General features: G+C 40.2%; 19 protein-coding genes. 13 read left to right on the plus strand and 6 right to left on the minus strand.

What is annotated here, in order from left to right; all coding sequences use genetic code 11:
- Nucleotides 1–11 precede the first annotated feature (11 nt).
- Together LV83_RS14025 and LV83_RS14030 are read right to left on the minus strand one after the other, a co-directional pair.
- Entirely contained in the window at nucleotides 12–2,198 is a 2,187-nt protein-coding gene (locus LV83_RS14025; RefSeq protein ID WP_111612178.1) for an acylase, read from the minus strand.
- Nucleotides 2,199–2,275: 77 nt separating this feature from the next.
- Nucleotides 2,276–3,166, minus strand: coding sequence for an aldo/keto reductase (locus LV83_RS14030; RefSeq protein WP_111612179.1), 891 nt, complete (start codon nucleotides 3,164–3,166; stop codon nucleotides 2,276–2,278).
- 236 nt (nucleotides 3,167–3,402) lie between these two features.
- Here LV83_RS14030 and pfkA point away from each other — a divergent pair, with 236 nt between their 5' ends.
- Together pfkA and LV83_RS14040 are read left to right on the plus strand one after the other, a co-directional pair.
- Nucleotides 3,403–4,377, plus strand: coding sequence for a 6-phosphofructokinase (gene pfkA / locus LV83_RS14035; protein ID WP_111612180.1), 975 nt, complete (start codon nucleotides 3,403–3,405; stop codon nucleotides 4,375–4,377).
- 1 nt (nucleotide 4,378) lies between these two features.
- On the plus strand, nucleotides 4,379–4,714 hold the full coding sequence (locus LV83_RS14040; protein WP_111612181.1) for a hypothetical protein: 336 nt from the start codon (nucleotides 4,379–4,381) through the stop codon (nucleotides 4,712–4,714).
- Here the strand turns inward: LV83_RS14040 and miaA are convergent.
- The gene (gene miaA, locus LV83_RS14045; RefSeq protein ID WP_111612182.1) at nucleotides 4,702–5,610 is read right to left on the minus strand and encodes a tRNA (adenosine(37)-N6)-dimethylallyltransferase MiaA; all 909 of its coding nucleotides are present in this window, start codon (nucleotides 5,608–5,610) and stop codon (nucleotides 4,702–4,704) included. The two genes, LV83_RS14040 and miaA, sit on opposite strands and share 13 nt — an antisense overlap.
- A gap of 46 nt (nucleotides 5,611–5,656) precedes the next feature.
- Between miaA and LV83_RS14050 the strand changes: the two genes are divergently transcribed.
- The 5 genes from LV83_RS14050 to LV83_RS14070 are packed head-to-tail and all read left to right on the plus strand — an operon-like array spanning nucleotide 5,657 to nucleotide 9,396.
- Nucleotides 5,657–6,400, plus strand: coding sequence for a response regulator (locus LV83_RS14050; RefSeq protein ID WP_111612183.1), 744 nt, complete (start codon nucleotides 5,657–5,659; stop codon nucleotides 6,398–6,400).
- The gene (locus LV83_RS14055; RefSeq protein WP_111612184.1) at nucleotides 6,397–6,774 is read left to right on the plus strand and encodes a response regulator; all 378 of its coding nucleotides are present in this window, start codon (nucleotides 6,397–6,399) and stop codon (nucleotides 6,772–6,774) included. Before LV83_RS14050 ends, LV83_RS14055 begins: the two co-directional genes overlap by 4 nt.
- Nucleotides 6,775–6,776: 2 nt before the next feature.
- Nucleotides 6,777–7,055 carry a hypothetical protein gene (locus tag LV83_RS14060; RefSeq protein ID WP_111612185.1) on the plus strand — a complete coding sequence of 93 codons (279 nt, stop codon included), beginning with the start codon at nucleotides 6,777–6,779 and terminating at the stop codon, nucleotides 7,053–7,055.
- The gene (locus tag LV83_RS14065; protein WP_111612186.1) at nucleotides 7,052–7,825 is read left to right on the plus strand and encodes an MBL fold metallo-hydrolase; all 774 of its coding nucleotides are present in this window, start codon (nucleotides 7,052–7,054) and stop codon (nucleotides 7,823–7,825) included. The genes LV83_RS14060 and LV83_RS14065 overlap by 4 nt, the downstream gene beginning before the upstream one ends.
- Nucleotides 7,816–9,396, plus strand: a complete 1,581-nt coding sequence (locus LV83_RS14070; RefSeq protein ID WP_111612187.1) for an NFACT RNA binding domain-containing protein — start codon at nucleotides 7,816–7,818, stop codon at nucleotides 9,394–9,396. The genes LV83_RS14065 and LV83_RS14070 overlap by 10 nt, the downstream gene beginning before the upstream one ends.
- Before the next feature lie 165 nt (nucleotides 9,397–9,561).
- Here the strand turns inward: LV83_RS14070 and pyk are convergent, their stop codons facing one another.
- Both pyk and LV83_RS14080 read right to left on the minus strand, forming a co-directional pair.
- Nucleotides 9,562–10,986 (minus strand): pyruvate kinase, encoded by a 1,425-nt coding sequence (pyk, locus tag LV83_RS14075; RefSeq protein WP_111612188.1) that lies wholly within the window; start codon nucleotides 10,984–10,986, stop codon nucleotides 9,562–9,564.
- Nucleotides 10,987–10,993: 7 nt separating this feature from the next.
- On the minus strand, nucleotides 10,994–11,422 hold the full coding sequence (locus LV83_RS14080) for an IPExxxVDY family protein (protein WP_111612189.1): 429 nt from the start codon (nucleotides 11,420–11,422) through the stop codon (nucleotides 10,994–10,996).
- A 152-nt stretch (nucleotides 11,423–11,574) separates the two neighbouring features.
- Between LV83_RS14080 and LV83_RS14085 the strand changes: the two genes are divergently transcribed.
- The 5 genes from LV83_RS14085 to LV83_RS14105 are packed head-to-tail and all read left to right on the plus strand — an operon-like array spanning nucleotide 11,575 to nucleotide 16,815.
- Entirely contained in the window at nucleotides 11,575–11,811 is a 237-nt protein-coding gene (locus tag LV83_RS14085; protein WP_057940051.1) for an acyl carrier protein, read from the plus strand.
- Between the two features lie 19 nt (nucleotides 11,812–11,830).
- Nucleotides 11,831–13,081, plus strand: a complete 1,251-nt coding sequence (gene fabF / locus LV83_RS14090) for a beta-ketoacyl-ACP synthase II (RefSeq protein ID WP_111612190.1) — start codon at nucleotides 11,831–11,833, stop codon at nucleotides 13,079–13,081.
- Between the two features lie 8 nt (nucleotides 13,082–13,089).
- Nucleotides 13,090–13,830, plus strand: coding sequence for a ribonuclease III (rnc, locus tag LV83_RS14095; protein ID WP_111612191.1), 741 nt, complete (start codon nucleotides 13,090–13,092; stop codon nucleotides 13,828–13,830).
- 32 nt (nucleotides 13,831–13,862) lie between these two features.
- Nucleotides 13,863–15,701, plus strand: coding sequence for an NAD(+) synthase (nadE, locus tag LV83_RS14100; protein ID WP_111612192.1), 1,839 nt, complete (start codon nucleotides 13,863–13,865; stop codon nucleotides 15,699–15,701).
- Between the two features lie 10 nt (nucleotides 15,702–15,711).
- Nucleotides 15,712–16,815 (plus strand): prolipoprotein diacylglyceryl transferase, encoded by a 1,104-nt coding sequence (locus LV83_RS14105; protein ID WP_111612193.1) that lies wholly within the window; start codon nucleotides 15,712–15,714, stop codon nucleotides 16,813–16,815.
- On the opposite strand, the gene yidD is transcribed toward LV83_RS14105, so the two are convergent.
- On the minus strand, nucleotides 16,812–17,036 hold the full coding sequence (gene yidD / locus LV83_RS14110; protein ID WP_111612194.1) for a membrane protein insertion efficiency factor YidD: 225 nt from the start codon (nucleotides 17,034–17,036) through the stop codon (nucleotides 16,812–16,814). The genes LV83_RS14105 and yidD overlap by 4 nt on opposite strands.
- A gap of 108 nt (nucleotides 17,037–17,144) precedes the next feature.
- On the opposite strand from yidD, the gene LV83_RS14115 reads away from it, so the two are divergent.
- A complete protein-coding gene (locus tag LV83_RS14115; protein ID WP_170124572.1) occupies nucleotides 17,145–18,563 on the plus strand; it encodes a POTRA domain-containing protein in 1,419 nt (472 codons plus the stop codon).
- Nucleotides 18,564–18,610: the final 47 nt, after the last annotated feature.

Raw genomic sequence — 18,610 nt, forward strand, 5'->3', positions numbered from 1 at the left:
CTGATCACTGCCTACTTCCTCTTTCCCGGTACATATCTTTCCTCCATTCTTGCCTCCACATCTTCTCTGTAAAAGGCCACATCCTTGAACTCACCATCTACATACCCTTGAGTCTGATCATAGAAGTGTGGGGAATTTGGGTCTGAACTTTGTCCACCTGCGAGGATTGATTTTGCTTTTACTTTCTCCCCAAACTCCACTGCTGCCACAAAGCTGTTACCTCTGTAGCCATACAATCTCTTCGTTCCAGGATAAGTTCTGGCGCCAAAAGCCGCCAAAGCACCCCAAGTTCCTGATGCCATTCCCACTGGTGTATATTCTTTTTCATCATCAAATGGCAGATCAATCTCCCCTGTCAAGCGCTGGAATCTATTGATTTCGGACCAAGGCGTATTCCAAGTTCCAAAGTCCGCATTCATCTGATCCAATGTTTTGGCAAAAGTGGCTAAAAGTTCGGTTGGCGATGGGTTTGGGATCTTTGTGTTTTCATCTTGATTAAAAGGAATGAAGTTATTGATGCTGCCATATTCTCTCATAAAGTTCATCCCAAAGAAATGTGCCAGAGACATCGCTACTGATTCTTTGGAAGTACGATAATCCCAAGCTTCCAAAACACGAATTGCTTCGGCAAACTGCGGATCTCCCACACCACGCATTTCATGAGCATTGAGCAGCATAGGAACCAAGTGCTCAAATGCAGGCAAATAAGGATCGTAAGCCAATTCGATTATGCCATCCAAAGTCAAACCCGAGGTATCGTTCAACACTTTAATCGCATGTATTCCACGATAATTCTCCTGGTCTGGCGCCATGTAAAACGGATAATCTCCCTTTTTTGGACTGAATTCAGCTGCAGCCGTGAATGGTGTGGAATTACAGTTTTGGATCCATCCTGTACCTGGATTTAAGATTAGAATACTTTCATCCACTGTATGTAAACCTTGCCAATCTGAAGCAGGATCTGATCCATCCACAGGCTCGGAGAAGTCAAACCCTTCATTTCTCTTTGGGATAAAATTCCCATGGAAATAGGCAATATTTCCATCTGCATCTGCAAAAACAGTATTGTTTGATGAGTTGGTACGGATGTCCATCATCTTTTTGAACTCCTCATGATTGCTGAGTTTTGTACGTGTAAAACTTTGGATCAAGGCATTTACTGGATCCCAATTGATCTTGGTAGCCACCCATTTGTCTTCGATTTTATGTGTGATCGGCCCATGATGCGTTCTGTAGAAAGTGAAAGGCTTTTCTTTCATTTCCGCACCGTCTTTATATTTCAAAGTGACCTGAAGCTCCTCGACAGCTCTAGTTTCTCCTCCATATTGATACTCATATTTCCCGTCCTTTTCAGTGACCTCTTCCACAAACTCATCAATAAAATCCACTTGGGTAGAAGTATGCATCCAACCTGTTTTTTCATTAAATCCCTGGTATACAAAAAACTGTCCCCAAGTCACCGCGCCATAGGCATTCAAGCCTTCTTCGCTTACTACATGAACCTCCGGTCTGAAGTAAAATGAAGTGTGTGGATTGATCAGCAGCATCGCATTACCCGAAGCAGTCATTTTGCCATTCAGCGCAATTCCATTAGATCCTTTTGGCTCGTCTAAAAGGGATTCATTCGCAAATTCTGGTTCATGCATAGCCATCACATCTGGTTCTTTTTCGGCATAGAAAGCCCTAATACCTCTTGTAGGAATTTGCTCTATATCGCCTCCAATAGATCCTTCGCTAAAAAACATCGGCATCCAAGGTTCATATTTTGTAATCACCTGAGGAGTCACATCAGGATGTGTTGCTAGATAATAATTGACGCCGTCGGCAAAAGCAACACAAAGGTCCTTCAGCCAGTCAGGTGCAGATTCATAGGCAGCTTTTGCTTCTGCTTCAGTCATGTACATATTGGCTCGCAAATCGCTATAAATAGCTTCCGCACCTTCCAGCTCAGCAAGCCGGCCGGTAGCCCAGATATAATTGCGCTCAACTCTCCTGAAATCATCCTCACACTGCGCGTACAACAAACCAAATACTGCATCTGCATCGCTTTTTCCATAAATATGTGGAATGCCATAATCATCTCTAAGGATCTCCACTCGGCTGGCGGTATCTTCCCAGCGTTCCGCTTCAGTTAGTTCCTTGGGTTCGCAAGACCAGATTAGAACTGGTAAAAGAAAAATTAACAATCTAAGCTTCATATTTGGGTGTTTTTAAAGGCTGGATAAAATAAATTCTTCCAAAATAGACTATTTGTTGAGTTTAGGCAATTGGTATTTTACCTGTGTTGCTCGTATAGGTTCAGCGGTATTTTAGCTGATATTTCGGCTATCAGCTCATCTGAAATCATAGAATGCTGTTGATATGCGAAATTAATTTTCTCGACTTGCTGTACCGAACTGGCACCTATCACGAGTGAACCCACAGCCGGCTGAATCAAACCAAACCGGATCAAAAATGCTTCTGGAAGTACTCCTGAATCTGCGATCAACTCACGTATATCTTTTACCTCAGCAGCTGAGTAGTCCAAAAATGATTGTGCTGACTTGTCTATTAAAAGCCCTTTTGCGAAAGCTCCGCGGACCAACACCCTAGTGTCAGACTCTGCAATCAAAGGAAAAACCGATTCCTCAGGCCTGCGATCCAACGGGCTGTATTGCATCATGATGGTCGCTGGACTACTCATACCTAGAACTTTACGGATCACATTTGGACGAATGGATGAAATGCCAAATGCTCTAATTTTACCTTGACTTTTTAGGATTTCAAATGCTTCCAACGTTTCATCCCAGGGATCCTCTATTGTCCCACCATGCAATTGATAAAGATCTATGTAATCTGTCTGCAGTCTTTTCAAACTCTGCTCCACTGCTCTTAGAATGTAATCCTTCCTAGGATTCCAGTCCCATCCGTTACCATCTGCATGCAGTTCATTCCCAACTTTAGTGGCTAGGACAATATCTTTTCTCCTGTCGCGTATGACCTCCCCAATAATTTCTTCATTCATTCCTTTTTGGTACAAATCAGCCGTATCCAAAAAATCAATACCCACAGAAATTGCAGCATCAATAACCTTTTGATCGGCTTTAAGGTTGCCCTTTAGCGACATACATCCCAAAGCGATAGGACTAATTTCAAAATCTAAGGCTGGTAATTTTCTCTTTTCCATTCTCACAAATTCTGATTTTTAAAGATGGAATTCAAATTCTACTGGAAATCTGGATTTATTAAAAGTTTAATAATTTGAGAAACTGAAAGCATTCTTTCTATAATCCCTATTTTTGGATTCTCAAACCTATGTAAAATGAAAGCGAGCATGAATCTAACCATACTTTTACCATGCAGGATCATCCCGAAATGAGTTTGGGAAAAGCTTAATGACCTATTAAACACACTAATTGACTTATGAAAAAAATAGCAGTTTTTACTTCTGGAGGGGATAGTCCTGGCATGAACGCATGTGTGCGAGCGGTCGTTCGTACAGCTATTTTCAAAGGGCTGGAAGTATATGGAATCTATCGTGGATATGAAGGTATGATTGATGGAGATATCAAGCGACTCCAATCTCACTCAGTAAGTAATATTGTTCAGCGTGGTGGAACTGTGTTGAAATCTGCCAGATCAATGGAATTCAAAACTCCCGAGGGAAGAAAGAAAGCATACGACAATCTGAAAGCACATGGCATTGAAGGTCTTGTTGCTATCGGCGGAGACGGTACATTCACTGGAGCAAAAATCTTTTTTGAAGAATATGGTATACCAACGATTGGCTGTCCGGGTACTATTGACAATGACCTGTATGGTACTGACTATACGATTGGATTTGATACAGCTGTGAATACTGCTTTGGAAGCAATTGACAAAATTCGTGATACTGCAGCTGCGCACGATCGGATATTCTTCATCGAAGTGATGGGTAGAGATGCTGGATTTATTGCGGTGGAATCTGGAATTGGTGGAGGAGCTGAATTTGTGATGGTACCGGAAACCAAAACTGATTTGAACGATGTGGTGAAATCCCTAAAGAATAATAGAAAAAACAGATTCTCCAGTATTGTTGTTGTAGCAGAAGGTGATGAAGCAGGCAATGCACAAACGGTGATGGAAATAGTTAAAAATAAGGTCAATGACCCTACAAAAGACTTTAAAGTGACCACTCTTGGACATATTCAGCGAGGCGGAAACCCTACAGCCCGTGATCGAGTTTTAGCTAGTAGATGTGGGATGTCGGCAGTAGAAGGGTTACTTGCCGGTCATCAATTTCACATGGCTGGAGTTGTCAATCAACAAGTCGTATTTACCCCTTTTGTTGATTGCATAGGAATGAATAAGCCGCTGATTGCCGATCATCTTAAATTAATGAAAATCTTGAGTATATAAGATGGGTTTTATACCACTATTCATCATGCTAGGAAGCGGTGCTCTCCTGTTTTTCCTTACTGTGAAAAATGAGCTGCAGCGTAAACTCAATCAGCAGAAAGAGTTGCTATTTAAATTAAATTCCTTGAATCCAGCATTGGGTATTCTGGTCGATGATTCCTCCGATCCAGACTTACTTATAGCTGCGCTAAAGGATAAAAAGACAGAGAATGGCATCACTGAAAAAGCATTGAAAATCATTAGGGATCTAAAGGTCAATCGAATTCAATACAACCAGCTTCTAAAAAAAGCTCCTTACAATTGGGTTGGAAAAATCGCTCGTTTTCAGGCGATTTGATCTTCTACAAAGGCTTGGATTTCTTCTTGCATTTCAGGAGTAAACCAATGAATTGATTCATCTTTTTTGAACCAGGTCATCTGACGTTTTGCATAGCGCCTAGAGTTTCTTTTGAGCAATCTGACGGCTTCCTCCTTATCATACTTACCTTCCAGATACCCGAAGATTTCTGAGTACCCAACAGTTTGCAATGCATTCAGATGCCTTTTTCCAAAAAGTGCATCTGCCTCATCAAACAAACCTGTTTGGATCATCTGATCCATTCTTCGATCGATTCTGGAGTACAACTCTTCTCGATCTCTTTCCAAACCAATTTTAATCGTTTGAAAGGGTCTTTCCTTTTTTGATTTCACTCTAAATGAACTAAACTTCTTTCCCGTACCTCGCCAAATCTCCAAGGCACGCATCAATCGCTGAGGATTTTTTTGGTCAACTTTTTCAAAATACTGCGGATCATTTTTAGCAATCTCTTCCTGTAAAAACGCTAAGCCCTTTTCCTCATATTCCAGAATTATCCCCTTGCGGATCTTTGGATCCAGCTCTGGCATTTCATCCAACCCATCGACAATTGCATCTGCGAAAAGTCCTGAGCCTCCAGTCATAATGACCACCTGATACTTTGCAAACAAATCATTCAGCACAACCAACGCTTCTTGCTCAAATTTCCTGACATCATATTCATCGGCTATTGATAGACTGTTGATGAAATGATGAGGAACCTGCTTCAACTCCTCAGCACTGGGTTTTGCCGTTCCCAAATTCATTTCTCTATAAAACTGTCTGCTATCGCAGGAGACGATTTCAGTCTTGAATTTTTTGGCTAGATTTAGACATAAATCAGTCTTACCCACTGAAGTGGGACCCACTACTAAGATTAAATAGGATTGATTTGACAAAATAGATTAGATAGGTAGCCGAAAGCCAAAAATCCAAAGTATTGTAATGAAAACCAAAAAGGTATTGATTGTTGATGCTAATGATATGAATCGGCGGTTAATAGAAAACTTGATCGAGCAGTTGTGTGGATTTGAATCTGTAAAAACCGGATTTGAAGCAGTTGAGAAAACTAGCCAAGTAGCGTTTGATTTGATCTTGATGGATATTCAACTGCCGGTAATGGACGGTATGACCACGGCTAAGGCAATCTGGAGAAAATCTCCCTACAGGTGCCCAATTATCGCTGTTTCAAACTTTTCTGAAGAAAACTCCAGAAAATGTTTGTTGGAAATGGGTTTTCATGATGTAATTTCAAAGCCAATTCGTCCTAAACATTTTCTGGAAGCTGTATCAGATATTCTTTCCTGCACTGATGACGAAAAGCTAAGCTTTCATGATTCTCCCGAAATATTGGATAAAACCGTATTTAATCAACTATCTAAATTTAATCCCCCAACTACTCTAAGGTCTTTGTATATTGATTTCATTGAAGAACTCGATCAGCTGATGAGCCTAATAGAGAAGGCATTAAAAGAAAAGGATAAGCAATCGCTGATCGAAAACTTTCATACCATTAAAGGTAATTCTGGTACTTTTGGAGCCAAGACCATTTTTACAATTTCTAGTGATGCAGATTTGCAAGCACGTGCCGAGGAATGGGATTCTTTGGAATCAACGATAAAAACCCTCAAAAATGAACGTGTTATATTTAAAAAATATCTTGAAGAAGAAACTATTTTTAACTCATGAATGAATCAAAAAAAATCCTTGTTGGGGAAGATAGTTCAGTCATTTTAAATTTGACTAAGAGCATTCTTTCATTTGAAAAATATGAAATGAAAGCTGCTAAAAACGGCAAACTAGTGCTGGACATGCTGGAAAAGGAGGATTTTGATCTTATTCTCATGGATCTAAATATGCCAGTCCTGGATGGAGCTACCTGCACAAAGATGATCCGGGCATTAAATGATGAAAGCAAATCCAAACTTCCGATCATTGCAATTACCGGCAACATGAACAATTATACCATGGATGAATTCAGGAAATTGGGATTTGATGATTTTATCCAAAAACCACTGGACTACGACAAATTACTAGTTACTGTCAAAAAATTCCTCGTATAAATATGGCAACAAAATACACCAAGCACTTTTTGGACAAACTCGAAAATCTATTCGCCTCATCTGATTATATGTTGCGTTATGAAAAGGGGAATTTCAAATCTGGCTATTGTGTATTGAATGATGCTAAAATCGTAATCGTCAATAAATATTTTCCGCTGGAAGGTAAAATCAACGCTCTGATTGATATTCTCATCGAACTAAATCTTGACCCAGCCGATTTTAAGGATAAAGCAAATCATGACTTCCTCACAGAATTGAGGCAAACACAATTAAAATTTTGAAAGTAACCTTTTTAGGAACCGGAACTTCTCAGGGCGTGCCAGTGATTGGCTGTACATGCGAAGTATGCGGATCATTAGATTTTAGAAACAAGCGTTTTAGATCATCCATCCACGTGCAGGCGGGAAAATTAAGCGTAGTAATCGATACGGGGCCTGATTTCCGTACACAAATCCTCCGGGCAGGCATCACCGATCTAGACGCAGTGATTTTCACCCACGAGCACAAAGACCACACCGCTGGTTTAGATGATATCCGTCCATTTAATTTCAAGCAACAAAAAGACATGCCTGTCTTTGGAAAGCTTCAAGTAATAGAGCAAATCAAACGTGAATTCGCTTATATTTTCAGCGGAAAAAGATATCCTGGTGTACCTCAGGTAGCCCCTATTGAAATAGATGAAAATCCATTTACAATTAAAGGCATCAGGATTACTCCCATTCCTGTGATGCATTATAAGCTTCCCATCTTAGGTTTTCGAATCGGCGATTTCACCTATATCACAGATGCAAATTATATCCCTGATGAATCTCTAAAACTCATTGAAGGAACTGAAATTCTGGTTTTAAATGCTTTGCAAAAGGAATCACATATCTCACATTTCACATTAGATGAAGCGGTTGAAATGGCAAATAAAATCGGGGCCAAGGAAACCTACTTTACGCATATTTCGCATAAACTTGGCCTGCATGATACAGTCGACAAGGAATTACCTGAAGGAATAGCCTTGGCCTATGACGGGCTTCAGCTAACTTTGGGCAAATGCATCTAAATTTTCACTTCCTACAATACCTCTGTCCTGAACTGGAAAAAGCTTTTCAAGGAAAGACAATAACCGCCTGCTATTCTCAAAATAAAGATGAGTTGATCATGGAAACGGAAGATGCTGAAGAGTCGCGATTCGTCCGAGCGCATTTTTTACCACCTCAGATTTACCTTTCATTTCCAGAAAACTTCCAGCGCGCTAAGCGAAATAGCATTAACCTGTTCAAGGAAATCATCGGAGAAAAGATCCTGGTTTGTAAGGTCTTGAGTTTTGAGCGGGCCTTTTATTTCAACCTTAGCTCAGGTAAAATCCTCCTTTTCAAATTACATGCGAATCGAAGTAACGTTTTGCTTTATGAGCATGATGAAGCAATTCCATTTAAATTATTTAGAAATGGCATTACAGAAGATCGCGATTTGGATTGGAGAACACTGAATAAAAATTATGATTTAGGTTGGGGGAATTTTGAAAAACTGGAAGGAAATGCTTCTCAATTTCTGCCCACTTTAGGTGCTATTCCAAGAGGCTGGCTTAAGGAAAGAGGATATCCAGATGCAGATCTGCAGAGTAAATGGGAACTCATGCAGGAGTTGTTGGATATGCTGGAAACGCCACTTTTTTCTCTAATAGACCAAAAGGGAGAGATTCAGCTAAGCCTTCTGCCAAATGACAATCCTGTCAAAAGCTTCTCTAATCCTATTCAAGCAGTCAATGAGTTGTTTTATTTGGCTCTGGTCCGAGGGAATTTTGAGAAAGACAAAAACTCCTTACTCAAAAAATACCAAGAGCAACTCAAGCGCACCAAATCGTATATCCAGAAGTCCACGCAAAAACTTGAAGAACTTCGCAACTCTCCTCCTCCTTCAAATCTGGCAGATGTGATTATGGCTAATTTGCATGTTTTTCAAAACGGACGACTAGAAGCCGAATTGATGGATTTTTATTCTGGAGAAAACATCCTCGTCAAACTCAAACCAAACCAAAAACCGCAGGATTACGCAGCCTCATTATACAGAAAAAGTAAAAACCGGAAACTGGAATGGGAGCAATTGGAAAAAACTATTTCTGCAAAAATCACCCAAGCTGAAATGCTCGAATCTAAAATTGAGAAATTGAATGCAATTGATGATTTCCGATCCTTAAAAGCCTTTAAGAAAACTCACGGTGAGGACAAGGCTTTGCAAAAGGAGGAAGTCATTTTACCGTTCAAAACTTTTGAATTTGAGGGATTTCCTATCTGGGTAGGTAAGTCTGCTCAGGCAAACGACGAAATGCTTCGTGGCTACACCAAGAAAGACGACCTCTGGCTGCACGCGCGCATGGTTCCGGGTTCACATGTACTTATCAAGACTTCGGGGCTTAAAAGCATCCCATTGGCCGTCTTAGAGACCGCAGCTTCATTGGCTGCTTTTTATTCTAAAAACAAAAATGAATCCCTTGCGCCGGTGATTCATACTGAAGCCAAATATGTGAGAAAAGTAAAAGGTTCTCCTGCCGGTTCAGTCGTCGTGGAAAAAGAAAAAGTCCTAATGGTCATTCCCAAAGGTCCAGAAGAGATTTTTGGAAAGGGAAATTAATCAGTTTACAGTTGTCAGTTGCAATTCGCAGTATTGACACATTGGAGGTTTTGTAAGCCTCGAAGCTTTATAATTCTAATTACTTCTTTATTTATTTAGAAATGTAAAAAGCAAAAAAAGGGTCCCGGAAACCCGAAACCCTTTGGTTAATATTTACCAGAAGCGTTATTCTACAATATGCACTTTTAGCATATTGGTTCTTCCATTGGCTTTGAGTGGCATACTACCTGTGTTTACGATGATATCACCTGAATTCACGTGGTCATCTGCTTTCAGCGTATTTTCTATATCGGTAAACGTAGCATCAGTAGATACTTGATTTTCGTAGAAGTATGCTCTTACCCCCCAAACTAAGCTCATCTGAGTAATCAAAGGCCTATTTCTAGTGAATACGAAAATGTTTGCCGATGGTCTGTGAGAAGCAATTCTGAATCCAGTGAAACCAGAAGAGGTTATACCCACAATAGCTTTTGCTTTTACATTTCGTGAAAGTCTTGATGCCATCAAAATCAAGTTGTTGCTTAAGAAGGTATCATCATCCTCAGGAATTTTGTAGAGGTTGTGATAGATATCAGCATTTTTCTCTAGGTAGCTAATGATGCTACTCATTGCTTTTACTGCATTCACTGGATATTTACCTGAGGCAGTTTCAGCAGAAAGCATTACCGCGTCAGCACCGTCGAGCACTGCATTTGCGACGTCATTTGTTTCTGCACGGGTAGGACGAGGATTGGTAATCATGCTCTCCATCATTTGAGTAGCAATGATCACAGGTTTGCAAGCAAGCTTACATTTCTCTACAATTCTTTTTTGCCAAAGAGGAACGATTTCCATAGGAACTTCCACTCCCAAATCACCACGAGCGACCATAATTGCATCTGTAGCTTCGATGATTGCATCTATGTTATCAAGAGCTTCTGGCTTTTCGATCTTAGCAACGATTTTGCAAACTTTTCCTTTTGCTTCAATCCGCTCTCTTAGATCAATAATATCTTCGGCAGATCTCACGAATGAAAGTGCGATCCAATCCACTTCCTGCTCCAAGCCAAAAGCCAAATCTTCAATATCCTTCTCCGTAAGCGATGGTGCACTAACTTTGGTATTCGGTAAGTTGATGCCTTTTCTGGATTTCAGAATACCACCGTGGATGACAGTGCAATTGACATTTTTACCATCGGTATCATTTACTCTTACTTCCAAATTACCATCGTCGATCAAGATTCTATCTCCTGTTACAACATCATTTGGAAGGTTCTGATAAACCGTACTCACCAAATGGCTAGTCCCAACCACTGGATCATTGGTGATGGTGATCAATTCACCAGGCTTGATTTCCACTCCATTATTTTCTACTTCACCCACCCGGATTTTCGGACCTTGAAGATCCTGAAGAATCCCAAGGTTTAACCCTTCGTCCTTATTGATCTGTCTTATTATGCTTGCTACTTCAGCGTGGATATCGTGTGTACCATGTGAAAAATTTAAACGAAATACATTGGCGCCGGCAGCTGCCAAGCTTTTGATTGTTTCGTAATTATTTGAAGCGGGGCCTATAGTTGCTAGAATTTTTGTCTTATTGAATTGGCTCATTAGGGGATTAATAAGTTAATAGGTTTTCTTTTGATTTAAGTTTACTCACATCCAGCTTCATGACATTTTGTATGTAGCGATTTTCAGCCAGCTGGTTCGCAAATGTATTAATACTTATTTGAAAGGTCTCGTCTTGAACCAAAAGGAAATAATCCATTGATTTCAATTCTGGTATCAGATAAGACACTTGATTTGTGGAGTTGAGCGCTTTATTTTTTAAAAGTTGAACAAATCCATGTGGTAAAGAAAGGAAATATTGGGAGATTTTTAGGCTTGGAAGGGTCATAAATTCCAATAAAAGATCTTCAGATTTAATAAGGTTCAAGTCTAAATCCCTGTTGATAAGCCAGGCCATTTTATAGTCCTTAACAGGCGATACAAGCCCCAAAAGCTCGAAATCATAGGTATGTTCAATTAGTAACTTGGCCTTCTTCATTCAGTCAAAAAATCAACGAAAACAAAGTTAGAAAATATAATTCAACTTCAAGGTGCAGCAAATTGTATTAAAATTTACTTGAATCTTTTCTTTGCCAATTAGGCATTAAATATATTTCTTTGCGAAGTGTTAATAACTAAACTGATCACAAAATGTCTGAAATTGCACAAAAAGTAAAAGCCATCATCGTTGACAAACTTGGCGTAGAAGAGTCTGAAGTTACTTTGGAGGCGAGCTTTACCAATGACCTTGGTGCTGATTCTCTTGATACTGTAGAATTGATTATGGAATTCGAAAAAGAATTCAACATCTCTATTCCTGATGATCAGGCTGAGCAAATCGGTACTGTTGGACAAGCAGTTACCTACTTGGAAGCTAACGTAAAATAATAATTCCTAAATTCATTCTATGAATTTAAAAAGAGTTGTTGTAACAGGTATAGGTGCCCTCACACCAATAGGCAATACCGCAGAAGAATTCTGGCACGGTCTGACTAATGGTGTGAGCGGTGCTGCGCCGATTACCAAATTCGACGCTACCCTTTTCAAAACCCAATTTGCCTGCGAGGTCAAAAACCTGGACGTAGAGCAGTTTATTGATCGAAAAGAAGCTCGAAAAATGGATCCATTTACTCAGTATGCCATGATTTCTGCAGAGGAGGCCATGCTAGACTCAGGACTGGATCTTGAAAAAATCGATAAATCACGAGCTGGAGTAATTTATGGATCAGGAATCGGAGGGTTAAGAACTTTCCAAGACGAGGTGACTGCCTTCTCTACTGGAGACGGTACACCGCGATTCAATCCCTTCTTTATCCCCAAAATGATCGCTGATATCAGCGCTGGTTTTTTATCTATTAAATATGGTTTTCGTGGTCCAAACTTTGTAACCGTTTCTGCCTGTGCTTCCGGTACCAATGCCCTTATTGATGCATTCACTTACATCAGAATGGGTAAAGCTGATATTTTCATCAGTGGTGGATCAGAAGCAGCAGTTACTGAAGCAGGTGTTGGTGGATTCAATGCGATGAAAGCACTTTCTCAACGAAATGATTCACCTGAAACTGCATCTCGCCCTTTTGATAAAGATCGTGATGGTTTTGTATTAGGTGAAGGAGCCGGAACATTGATCCTGGAAGAATTAGAGCATGCAAAAGCACGAGGAGCCAAAATCTACGCAGAACTAGTAGGAGGCGGAATGACTGCGGATGCCCATCATATCACTGCTCCTCATCCAGAAGGACTGGGTGCCAGTAGTGTGATGAAAATTGCTTTGGAAGATGCAAACCTTAAACCTGAAGACATAGATTACATCAATGTTCACGGTACATCTACGCCACTAGGTGATGTAGGAGAAACTAAGGCTATCCAGCAAGTTTTTGGAGAGCATGCATATAAGTTAAATATCAGTAGCACCAAGTCAATGACTGGCCATTTATTGGGTGCAGCGGGGGCTATAGAAGCTATTGCTTGTATCCTGGCTATCAATAAGGGGGTTGTTCCTCCAACGATCAATCACTTCGAAGATGATGAAGCATTTGATCCAAAATTGAATTTGACTTTCAACAAAGCGCAGAAGAGAGAGATAAATTATGCGTTGAGTAATACGTTTGGATTTGGTGGACACAACTGTTCAGTAATTTTCAAAAAATATAATTAATCTGAATTTTGAAATTATTTCAAAGGCTCGGATTTTCTAATCTCTTCTTTAGCGAAAAAGACAAAAGGCTTGCTGCCTCCATCAGATTGATGACGGGGAGCAGGCCTTTTAATTTATCATTATACAAACTTGCACTAACCCCTTCCAGCCTAGGGGAAGAAACATCTCAGGGATTCCGACTTTCTAACGAGCGGCTAGAATTCCTTGGCGATGCAATTTTAGGTGCGGTGATAGCTGAGTTTCTATTCCAAAAATTCCCTTTTCGCGATGAAGGCTTTCTCACCGAAACTCGTTCAAAGCTTGTAAATAGGGAAACCCTAAATGATACCGGAATTAAAATTGGATTACGGAAAGCATTGGACATGGAAATTGGCGAACGGAGTTTCACAGGAAATAAGTCACTCTATGGAGATATGCTAGAGGCTTTTCTTGGAGCTATTTACCTTGATAAAGGCTACCATTTCACCAAACATTTCATCACCCATAGAATCCTACTTCACTTTGACGTGGAAAGTATGATCGCTACTACGACGAATTATAAAAGTAAAATCATCGAGTGGTCCCAAAAAGAAAATAAGCAAGTGGAATTTTCAGTCCTAAGCGTTAGCGGAAACCAGCGTTTCAAGGAATTTAGGGTTGCTTTGCAGGTAGAGGGAGATGAAGTAGCACAAGGAAAAGGAAGCACCAAAAAGAAAGCTGAGCAGGAAGCCTCCAAAAATGCCTGCGAAACACTAAGAATTGCCACATAGCTGCGTAATTTTAGGATCAATTATATCCATTTATGTCTTCAATAAAAATAGCAGGAGCTACCGTCAATCAAACACCACTGGATTGGTCAGGCAATTTAAAAAGGATCATACAGGCTATAGAAGAAGCAAAAAAACAAGATGTCGAAATCCTTTGCTTGCCTGAACTGGCTATCACAGGTTATGGTTCCGAAGATTTATTTTTAAGCTATTGGTATCCAAAAAAAGCGATTGCGCAACTGGAGCTTTTACTGCCGCATTGCCAAGAAATAACTGTTGCTGTCGGGTTGCCTGTACGAATTCAAGACAAAGTTTATAACTGTGTTGCCCTCATTGAAAATGGATTTGTAAAAGGATTTGTTGCGAAACAGTTCATGGCAATCGATGGAGTGCATTACGAATTCCGCTGGTTTACGCCATGGCAAGCTAATGAAGTGATTGAATTAGAATTTCAAAATCAACAAGTTCCTTTTGGAGACTTGACTTTTTATCATAAAGACGTTCATTACGGATTTGAAATCTGCGAAGATGCCTGGAGAGGTAAACTCAGACCTGGCTATAGACTTTGTGAACGCAAGGTTGATTTGATTTTCAATCCCAGCGCAAGTCACTTTGCCATGGGCAAGACTCAGCTGCGTAAAGAGTTACTTGAAGAAAGCTCCTCTATTTTCGACTGCTATTATTGCTACGCAAATTTGCTTGGAAATGAAGCTGGCAGGATGATTTTTGATGGAGAAATCATGCTGGCAAAATCAGGAAAATTACTCTCCAGAAACAGACTTCTTTCCTTTCAAGATTTTCAGGTAAAAAGCTTTTACCTAGAATCAAGGACACAAGAAATAGCCCCTATAAATTCCAAATATGAAGAATTCGTCCAAGCTTCAGCTTTGGCTCTTTTCGATTATATGAGAAAAAGCAGAAGTACTGGATTTGTGCTCTCGCTTTCTGGAGGAGCAGATTCATCTTCCATCGCCATTTTGGTAGCTGAGATGGTAAAGCGGGGAATTGATGAATTGGGTTTGGAGACTTTCTGTGAAAAAGCTGGTATTAAAAACATCCCAACTTCTGCAAATCCTGAAAAGGAATTGATGAAGCAGATTCTGACGACTGCTTACCAGGGAACTAAAAACTCATCAGACGAGACCTTTTCTTCTGCAGAAACCCTTGCCCAAAGTATCGGCGCCACCTTTTACCATTGGGAGATAGACGAAGAAGTAAAATCCTACACAGCCAAAATAGAAAAGGCAATTGGCAGGAAATTGACCTGGGAAAAGGACGACATTACCCTGCAAAACATCCAGGCTAGAACCCGCTCCCCTATTATCTGGATGCTCGCAAATATTAACAATGCACTTTTGCTCTCTACCTCAAATCGAAGCGAAGGAGACGTAGGCTATGCCACTATGGATGGTGATACATCTGGTAGTATTTCTCCCATTGCGGCAGTAGATAAATATTTTATCCTTAACTGGCTAAGCTGGGCAGAGAAAAATCTTGAGCGTCCGGGTTTAGCTAAAGTAAATTCACTTCAGCCAACTGCGGAACTTCGACCTTTGGAAAGGACCCAAACTGACGAAAAGGATTTAATGCCCTACGCAATTATTGTCGAGATAGAAAAACTTGCCATTCGTGACCGACGTTCACCACTAGATATTTATTTGATTCTTTCCGAAGAATTAAAACTTGAACCTGACACTTTGAAAGGCTATATCAAAAAATTCTTCCAACTTTGGTCCCGAAATCAATGGAAGAGAGAGCGTCTTGCCCCTTCTTTTCATCTGGACGAATTCAACGTAGATCCAAAATCCTGGTACAGATTCCCGATTTTGTCGGGTGGATTTGCTGAAGAACTTGCACAATTAGATCAACTATAAATCAACAACTATGCTTGAATTAATCATGAACTATATCGTCTGGGACCCTAGCCCTTCCGTGATTCCTGGATGGGAAAGGCCACCCTGGTATAGTATCCTATTTGCTGCTGGATTCGTGATCTCTCAGCAGTTCATGGTTCACTTTTTCAAAAAAGAGGGGCAAAATCCGGAGTTAGTTGATAAACTGACTATCTTCATGGTCATTGCGACGATAGTTGGCGCGAGACTTGGGCACGTGCTGTTCTATGAGCCAGCAAAATACTTAAGTAACCCTATTGAGATTTTGAAAGTCTGGGAAGGTGGGCTTGCTAGTCATGGCGCCGCTATAGCAATTCTCTTTGCACTTTGGCTTTACGCCAAAAGAACTCCGGGCCAAAGCTATCTCTGGGTTGTTGACCGAATTGTAATCGTCACCGCCCTGACTGGGGCATTGATCCGATTTGGTAATTTGATGAATTCTGAAATCGGTGGAAAAGATACCGGATCCGATTATGGAATTGTTTACGCATGGGATACGGAGGAATTACTTTCTACTTTGAAAGTCCCCGTAGAATCAATCGACCCATACAAACCTGCAGATCGTCAGGGCGAATTGGTGGGCAATGGAATCGTTCCTTTGAATATTGATTTGGAAATCAACAAAGGATCCTACAGCCTTGAAGAGCTAGAAACGACCTTGAGACGTGATATTAAATATGCTTTGACTCAGTTTAGCTCAAGTCAAGACTATTTAGCGGAACCTGTGGAAAGCCCACTAAACATGGCCATCTCAGATAAAGGAGACCATTACTTAGTTACAGTTCAGACATTTGGGAGAACAAAACACCCAACACAAATCTATGAGTCCCTATCCTACTTCGTGATTTTCTTGGTCCTTTTCGGACTTTGGAACAAATACAAAGAAAGATTGCCAGAAGGAATTCTGCTTGGATTATTCTTGATATCAGTATTTGGAATGAGGTTTATCTGGGAATTCTTCAAAGAAAGCCAAGTCGCCTTTGAAGATGGAATGGCGTTCAATATGGGACAACTGTTGAGCGTTCCACTGGTAATAGGAGGGATAATTCTCGTGATTCGTGCGCTGAAAAACGGCTTAAAACCTATAAAAAATTAAGGAACTGGATCATGCCCGTGGCCTCCCCAAGGATGGCAACGGGCAATTCGCTTCAATCCCATCCATCCACCGCTAAAAACTCCATGCTTCATAATAGCATCCTTCATATATTGACTACATGTCGGTGTAAACCTACAGCTAGCAGGAAATAAGGGAGAAATGGTGTATTGATACACCAAGACTGGAAATATAGCTATCTTACGAAGTATGGATTTTGCCATGAATTAGTCCTATAATTGTGGTCGTTACGTAATTAACCAATAACATCATTTTAGAATTCCCTCTTGATCCTCAAGAAACCAAATATCCTTTACTTATCAATTTTGTGCTTGGCTCTATTACTAGAGTCTAGAGCTAATATTTGCTATGCACAGCAGGTTGATACAACTTTTGCTCCTAAAAGTACAAGTACTCCAGACAGCGTTCGAGTTAATAACATTTTTATAGTTGGGAATGAAAAAACAAAAAAAAGTGTAATTCTCAGAGAGTTAGATTTCACTACAGACTTCTATTACGATTGGAATACCTTTCTAGAAATACTCATTGCTGATCAAAAGAAAATCTATAATCTCAGGCTGTTTACATCAGTCGAAATAACACCACTTTTCACTGGAGATAATGAGGTGGAAATCCTGATAACAGTAAAAGAACGATGGTATATAGTCCCTCAGGTTATTTTTCAGCTCGCCGATAGAAACTTTTCCGAGTGGTGGACCAACCAAAACAGGGATTTCTCAAGGGTAAATTATGGACTAAGAATGAGCCATAGCAACGTAGGTGGCAGGAATGAAAAGCTAAAATTCGCAGGTCAACTTGGGTTTACCAAAGCCTTAGATCTGCAATACAGCAAACCTTATATAGATAAAAATCAGAAGCACGGACTTGCTGCCCAGCTTACATTTAAGGAAAATAAGACGATCCCAATTAGATCTGCTTTCAATAAGCAAGTTTTTTATGGGAATGAAAACGAAGATATCATTAAGAAAAGCTTCGCAGCGGCCTTAAGGTACACGTACAGAAGAAGTTATTATAACTATCACTTCCTAACTTTGGGATATAGCGGTACTTGGGTCAGCGATGATGTTTTGACCGAAAACCCCAACTATTTTCAGTCAGGAGATAATAGACTCCGATACGTTTTTGCTACTTATACCTTTCGACATGATCGTAGAGACAATGTCTCTTATGCCACTGATGGGGAATTATTGGACCTTTCCATTACAAAATATGGGATAATATACACCGAGGAACTTGATGAAGTAGAGGTGAACCTAACTGCTAATAAGTATTTCAAAATTTCTGACAAGTTTCATTTCAATACCGGTTTGACCGCCGATTGGTTTTTGAGTGCAAGCCAACCATACACTTTAGTGCGAGGGATAGGGTATAATCCAAACTTCGTACGCGGTTATGAGCTGAATGTAATCGAAGGTCAACAACTATATGTCCATAAAAACAGCTTCCGATGGAAATTCGTTGATTGGCAAATTGATATTTCGAACATGATACCATTGGAGCAATTTAATACCATCCCGATTCGACTTTACCTCAGTGCTAATTTTGATCATGGGTTTGTGAAGGATAGAAATAATATCCCTGAAAACTCTCGACTTGCAAACAAATACCTCATGGGTTATGGGACGGGAATCGATCTAATTGGCTTTTATGATTCTGTTCTTCGCTTTGAATATTCTTTAAACAACAGCGGAGAAGGCAACTTCTTTTTTAACTTTTCAACACCCTTCTAATTCTTTTCCGTCAAAAAAATCTAGTTACATGAATTGATTATCAAGTT

It is taken from the genome of Algoriphagus yeomjeoni (assembly GCF_003259505.1).
In the GTDB taxonomy this organism is placed as follows: Bacteria; Bacteroidota; Bacteroidia; order Cytophagales; family Cyclobacteriaceae; genus Algoriphagus; species Algoriphagus yeomjeoni.

Excerpts from the sequence above, each read along its gene's own strand:
- LV83_RS14025 (WP_111612178.1), bottom strand. The coding sequence starts at position 2,198 with ATGAAGCTTAGATTGTTAATTTTTCTTTTACCAGTTCTAATCTGGTCT.
- LV83_RS14030 (WP_111612179.1), bottom strand. The coding sequence starts at position 3,166 with ATGGAAAAGAGAAAATTACCAGCCTTAGATTTTGAAATTAGTCCTATC.
- pfkA (WP_111612180.1), top strand. The coding sequence starts at position 3,403 with ATGAAAAAAATAGCAGTTTTTACTTCTGGAGGGGATAGTCCTGGCATG.
- LV83_RS14040 (WP_111612181.1), top strand. The coding sequence starts at position 4,379 with ATGGGTTTTATACCACTATTCATCATGCTAGGAAGCGGTGCTCTCCTG.
- LV83_RS14050 (WP_111612183.1), top strand. The coding sequence starts at position 5,657 with ATGAAAACCAAAAAGGTATTGATTGTTGATGCTAATGATATGAATCGG.
- LV83_RS14055 (WP_111612184.1), top strand. The coding sequence starts at position 6,397 with ATGAATGAATCAAAAAAAATCCTTGTTGGGGAAGATAGTTCAGTCATT.
- LV83_RS14060 (WP_111612185.1), top strand. The coding sequence starts at position 6,777 with ATGGCAACAAAATACACCAAGCACTTTTTGGACAAACTCGAAAATCTA.
- LV83_RS14070 (WP_111612187.1), top strand. The coding sequence starts at position 7,816 with ATGCATCTAAATTTTCACTTCCTACAATACCTCTGTCCTGAACTGGAA.
- pyk (WP_111612188.1), bottom strand. The coding sequence starts at position 10,986 with ATGAGCCAATTCAATAAGACAAAAATTCTAGCAACTATAGGCCCCGCT.
- LV83_RS14080 (WP_111612189.1), bottom strand. The coding sequence starts at position 11,422 with ATGAAGAAGGCCAAGTTACTAATTGAACATACCTATGATTTCGAGCTT.
- LV83_RS14085 (WP_057940051.1), top strand. The coding sequence starts at position 11,575 with ATGTCTGAAATTGCACAAAAAGTAAAAGCCATCATCGTTGACAAACTT.
- fabF (WP_111612190.1), top strand. The coding sequence starts at position 11,831 with ATGAATTTAAAAAGAGTTGTTGTAACAGGTATAGGTGCCCTCACACCA.
- nadE (WP_111612192.1), top strand. The coding sequence starts at position 13,863 with ATGTCTTCAATAAAAATAGCAGGAGCTACCGTCAATCAAACACCACTG.
- LV83_RS14105 (WP_111612193.1), top strand. The coding sequence starts at position 15,712 with ATGCTTGAATTAATCATGAACTATATCGTCTGGGACCCTAGCCCTTCC.
- yidD (WP_111612194.1), bottom strand. The coding sequence starts at position 17,036 with ATGGCAAAATCCATACTTCGTAAGATAGCTATATTTCCAGTCTTGGTG.